Source organism: Micromonospora sp. 4G55 (assembly GCF_016803375.1).
The window spans coordinates 1-4,705 of the sequence record NZ_JAEVHN010000490.1; the positions used below are offsets into that span (position 1 = coordinate 1).

7 protein-coding genes and 1 pseudogene are annotated in these 4,705 nt (G+C 72.8%); 7 read left to right on the forward strand and 1 reads right to left on the reverse strand.

What is annotated here, in order from left to right:
• Window positions 1-371 (reverse strand): hypothetical protein (locus tag JNW89_RS28070; protein WP_238451366.1); only part of this gene is annotated, 371 nt, incomplete at its 3' end.
• Window positions 372-488: 117 nt separating this feature from the next.
• Here JNW89_RS28070 and JNW89_RS28075 point away from each other — a divergent pair.
• From JNW89_RS28075 to JNW89_RS28105, 7 genes and pseudogenes are all read left to right on the forward strand, one after another.
• A complete protein-coding gene (locus tag JNW89_RS28075; RefSeq protein WP_238451367.1) occupies window positions 489-806 on the forward strand; it encodes a hypothetical protein in 318 nt (105 codons plus the stop codon).
• A 115-nt stretch (window positions 807-921) separates the two neighbouring features.
• Complete coding sequence (gene clpS, locus JNW89_RS28080) at window positions 922-1,212, forward strand: ATP-dependent Clp protease adapter ClpS (RefSeq protein WP_088963684.1); 291 nt, start codon at window positions 922-924, stop codon at window positions 1,210-1,212.
• A gap of 2 nt (window positions 1,213-1,214) precedes the next feature.
• Window positions 1,215-1,709, forward strand: a complete 495-nt coding sequence (locus JNW89_RS28085) for a DUF2017 domain-containing protein (RefSeq protein ID WP_179806249.1) — start codon at window positions 1,215-1,217, stop codon at window positions 1,707-1,709.
• A gap of 54 nt (window positions 1,710-1,763) precedes the next feature.
• Window positions 1,764-2,252, forward strand: coding sequence for a Mov34/MPN/PAD-1 family protein (locus JNW89_RS28090; RefSeq protein WP_238451369.1), 489 nt, complete (start codon window positions 1,764-1,766; stop codon window positions 2,250-2,252).
• Window positions 2,253-2,314: 62 nt separating this feature from the next.
• Complete coding sequence (locus JNW89_RS28095; RefSeq protein ID WP_088964834.1) at window positions 2,315-2,659, forward strand: MoaD/ThiS family protein; 345 nt, start codon at window positions 2,315-2,317, stop codon at window positions 2,657-2,659.
• A 12-nt stretch (window positions 2,660-2,671) separates the two neighbouring features.
• Window positions 2,672-3,637, forward strand: a complete 966-nt coding sequence (locus JNW89_RS28100) for a PLP-dependent cysteine synthase family protein (RefSeq protein WP_238451370.1) — start codon at window positions 2,672-2,674, stop codon at window positions 3,635-3,637.
• Between the two features lie 192 nt (window positions 3,638-3,829).
• A pseudogene (locus JNW89_RS28105) lies at window positions 3,830-4,564 on the forward strand (MBL fold metallo-hydrolase); the annotation flags it as partial.
• Window positions 4,565-4,705 lie beyond the last annotated feature (141 nt).

The following is a 4,705-nucleotide window of genomic DNA, read 5'->3' on the forward strand; positions in this document are numbered from 1 at the left end:
CGCTGGTTTCCGGTGCACCGGGCCGAGCATCCCGGCCTGCGCCGGGCCCTGGTCGGTTGGGCCGCCGACGAGGGGCTGCGCCGGGGCAGCCTGCAACCGCCCGTGCTGCCCGGCGCCCACGGCCGGGTGGCCGTCGTCCCCGACGCCGACGCGGGGGACTGGTCGGAGCGGCTGGAGCGGCAGACCCGCACCTGCGCCCGCAGCATCCGGCAGCACCTCGCGCTGGAACTGGCCAACATCCACCTGCGCGCGGTCCAGGAGATCGTCTTCGGGGTGGGCTGCGTGGGCCTGCCCCAACTGCTCGACCGGGAGATGGAGGCGCTGTCCCTGCTCGCCACCGCCCAGTGCGACCAGGCCGTGCGCGCGGTCATCGATGACGCCGCCGCGCGGGTCCTCGGGGCGCCGCTGGCCGAGGGGGTCCGGCAGCGGATCGCCGCGGCCGTGCGGTTGGGCCTGGCCGACCAGCCGCAGGGCCGGGACCTGGAACGGTGCTCCTGGTCACCAGCACCGCCGGGGTGGGCGACCTGGTCGGCGCCGGCGCGATCGACGCGCTGGCCGGCCATCCCGGTGCGGCCCGCTCCGAGGTGCTGCCGCCGGTCGCGGTGGCGCTCTCCGGCGGGTGCTGGCAGCACTGGCGCACCCCGGGCAACAACGACCCGATGGCCGCCCGGTCCTGGGCCCAGCGCGCCCTGCGGGAGGTGGAGCTGGAGCTGTCCCGCGAGGTGTCCCGGCGCTTCGAGGCGGTCCGTCTCTCCCTCGGCGCGGTGCTCTCCGATGCCCTCGACCACGGCATCCTGCTCGCCTGAGCGCGGCGTCGTCGCGACGTCGCCCCGCCCGGTCCGCGCCGCCCGGGAGGGTGATCCGGGCCGCCCCGGCGTTCCGGTTCATCGGTTCGCCGAATCCGGTGGCACGATGGGGGGCATGGCGGCTCCACAGGTTGCACCGGTCGAGACGCCGGACACCGACGAGGTGCCGGTCTCGGACCGGCCTTGGGTGACGATCGTCTGGGACGACCCGGTCAACCTCATGACGTACGTGACCTGGGTCTTCCAGAAGCTGTTCGGGTACAGCCGGGAGAAGGCCGAGAAGTTGATGCTGGACGTGCACCACAAGGGTCGGGCCGTGGTGTCCAGCGGCGCCCGGGAGCGGATGGAGCACGACGCGTCGCAGCTGCACGCGTACGGGCTGTGGGCGACGGTGGACCGCTCGTGAGCATGTTCCGCCGCCAGGGCGGCCGCTACGTCGCCACCTTCGCCGTCGACGAGGTGCGGGTGCTGCGCAAGGTCGCCTCCGAGGTGGTCGGGCTGCTCACCGACGGCTTCGACCACTCCGACCCGGTGGTCGGGCGGCTCTTCCCCGACGCGTACCCGGACGACCCGGCGAACACGGCGGAGTTCCGCCGGTACACCGAGGGCGACCTCAAGACCGCCAAGATCGACCAGGCCGGCGCGATCCTGGCCGCGCTGCCGGACGAGGCGGGCGGCGAGGTGCGGCTGGACGCCGAGGCGGCCGAGGCGTGGCTGCGGGCGCTCAACGACGCCCGGCTGGCGATGGGCGTCCGGCTGGAGATCAAGGACGGCACCGACCTCGGCGAGGAACTCGACGACGCGGTCGCCGAGGACCCGACCTCCTCGCGGGTGTTCCAACTGTCGGTCTACGCGTACCTGGGATATCTCCAGGAGTCCCTGCTCAACGCCCTGATCGACTGAGTGTGACGGTCACCGCCTCGCAGTCGGCGGCCGGTGGGCGCTAGGCTGGGCGGCGTGCTGAGCATCGACCGGTCGATCGTCGAGGCGATCGTGGCGCACGCGCGCCGGGACCACCCGGACGAGGCGTGCGGCGTGGTCGCCGGTCCCGCCGGCAGCGACACCCCCACCCGGCATATCCCGATGGACAACGCCGCGCGCTCGATGACGTTCTACGAGTTCGACTCGATGGAGCAGCTGCGGGTGTGGCGGGAGATGGACGACCGCGACGAGGAACCGGTCGTCATCTACCACTCGCACACCGCGACGGAGGCGTACCCGTCCCGGACGGACATCTCCTTCGCCGGCGAGCCCGGGGCCCACTACCTGCTGGTCTCCACCCGCGAGCCGGACAGCGAGGAGATTCGCTCCTTCCGGATCGTCGACGGCGTGGTGACCGAGGAGCCGGTGCGGATCGTGGACGCGGTGGTGGACCCGCACGCCGTCCAGTCCTACATGTTCGGGCAGAGCCCGGCGACGGTCGACTACGAGTGTTCCGGCCGCTGACCTTCAGCGCCGTTCACTTCTCGTCCGTCACCGAGGCACACCCGATCAAGGAGCACGACATCATGGCCATCGAGGTTCGCATCCCCACCATCCTGCGCAGCTACACCGGCGGCGCGAAGGTCGTCGAGGGCGCCGGGGACACGCTGGGCGACCTGCTCACCGACCTGGACTCCCGGCACGCCGGCCTGCGGGGCCGGCTGGTCACCGACGCCGGCGCGCTGCACCGCTTCGTCAACGTGTACGTCAACGACGAGGACGTCCGCTTCCTCGGCGCGCTGGACGCCAAGCTCACCGACGGCGACAGCGTGACCATCCTGCCGGCCGTCGCCGGTGGCGCGTTCGGCTTCGCCGCCGCGGCCGCCATCGCGTCGCACGCCGTCTCCCGGCGCGCGCCCGTCGCTCGCTGACCGGCGGGCGTCATGGCGCGGTACGACAGCCTGCTCGACGCCTGCGGCGGCACCCCCCTGGTGGGGTTGCCCCGGCTCTCGCCGACGGTGCCCGAGGGGGCACCGCCGGTGCGGCTCTGGGCCAAGTTGGAGGACCGGAACCCGACCGGCAGCATCAAGGACCGGGCGGCCCTGTTCATGGTGCGCGCGGCCGAGGAGTCCGGCCGGCTCCGGCCGGGTGACACCATCCTCGAACCGACCAGCGGCAACACCGGCATCTCGCTGGCCATGGTGGCCAAGCTCCGCGGCTACCGGCTGGTCTGTGTGATGCCGGAGAACGTCTCCACCGAGCGGGTCCAGCTGCTCCGGATGTACGGCGCGGAGATCATCTTCTCACCGGCCGCCGGCGGCTCGAACCAGGCCGTCGCCACCGCCAAGCAGATCTCGGCGGAGCACCCCGACTGGGTGATGCTCTACCAGTACGGCAACGAGGCCAACGCCCGGGCGCACTACGAGACGACCGGGCCGGAGCTGCTGCACGACCTGCCCACCATCACCCACTTCGTGGCGGGCCTGGGCACCACCGGCACCCTGATGGGCACCGGCCGCTACCTGCGCGAGAAGGTCGACGGCATCCAGGTCGTCGCGGCGGAGCCGCGCTACGGCGAGCTGGTCTACGGCCTGCGCAACATCGACGAGGGGTACGTCCCGGAGCTCTACGACGCCACGGTGCTGTCCCGGCGTTTCTCCGTGGGCACCCGGGACGCGGTGCTGCGGACCCGGCAGCTGGTGGAGGTCGAGGGGATCTTCGCCGGCTTCTCCACCGGCGCGATCCTGCACGCCGCCCTCGCGGTGGCTCACGAGGCGGTGCGGGACGGCCGCCGCGCCGACGTCGCCTTCGTGGTCTGTGACGGCGGCTGGAAGTACCTCTCCACCGGCGCCTACGGCGGCACGCTCGCCGACGCCGAGGACGCCCTGGAGGGGCAGCTCTGGGGGTGAGGCCCGACCCCGGGCCGGCCGGTCCACGCCGGCCCGCCCGTGGGTGTCACGTTGATGACAACTTCCATTAGATGATTCTTGCCCCGCCGTCGCTGCGCGTAGGCTGCGCAGCGTGGCGTACGCGTCGGTAGAGATCATCGGCGAGGCTCGCACCGGCGTGTCGACTACGATGAGTAACGACAAGGCGACCGGATGAGACTGACCGTTCTCGGCTGCGCGGGCAGCTTTCCCGGCCCCGAGTCCCCCTGCTCCGCCTACCTCGTCGAGGCGGACGGCTTCCGGCTCCTGATCGACTTCGGCTCCGGGTCGCTCTCCACCCTCCAGCGCTACGCGGGGCTGCACGCCCCGGACGCCATCCTCCTGACCCACCTGCACTGCGACCACATCCTCGACGCCGCCTCGTACGTGGTGGTCCGCCGGTACGCCCCCGACGGGCCGTACCCGCCCCTGCCGGTGTACGCCCCGTCCGGCGCGCCGGACCGGCTGGCCGCGGTCTACGACCAGGAGGACAACACGGTCGAGGACGTCTACCAGTTCTACGGCCTGCAACCCGGTACCTTCCCGATCGGCCCGTTCACGGTCACCGTCGACCGGATGAACCACCCGGTCGAGACGTACGGAGTGCGCCTGGAGCACGGCGGGCGGGTGCTCTGCTACTCCTCGGACACCGCGCCCTGCGATTCGCTGCTGCGGCTGGCCCAGGACGCCGACGTCTTCCTCTGCGAGGCGAGCTACCTCGACGGCATGGAGAACCCGCCGGACCTGCACCTGACCGGCCGGGAGGCCGGCGAGGCGGCGACCAAGGCGGGCGTCGGGCGGCTGCTGCTTACCCATCTCGTGGTGGCCTGGGGCAGCGAGTCGCACACCGTCGAGTCCGCCGCCGGCGCGTACGCCGGGCCGCTGGAAGTGGTCCGGCCGGCGCCGCGTACGACATCTGAGCGAGCGGGACGGCCACCCGCCGGCCCGCGACGGCGGCGGCCCGGCCCGGCCGGCCGCCGCTATGATCACCGCCGTGACGGACCCCTCCTTCGGGCCGTGGACGGGCCCGGTCGGCCTCCGGCCCCGGTC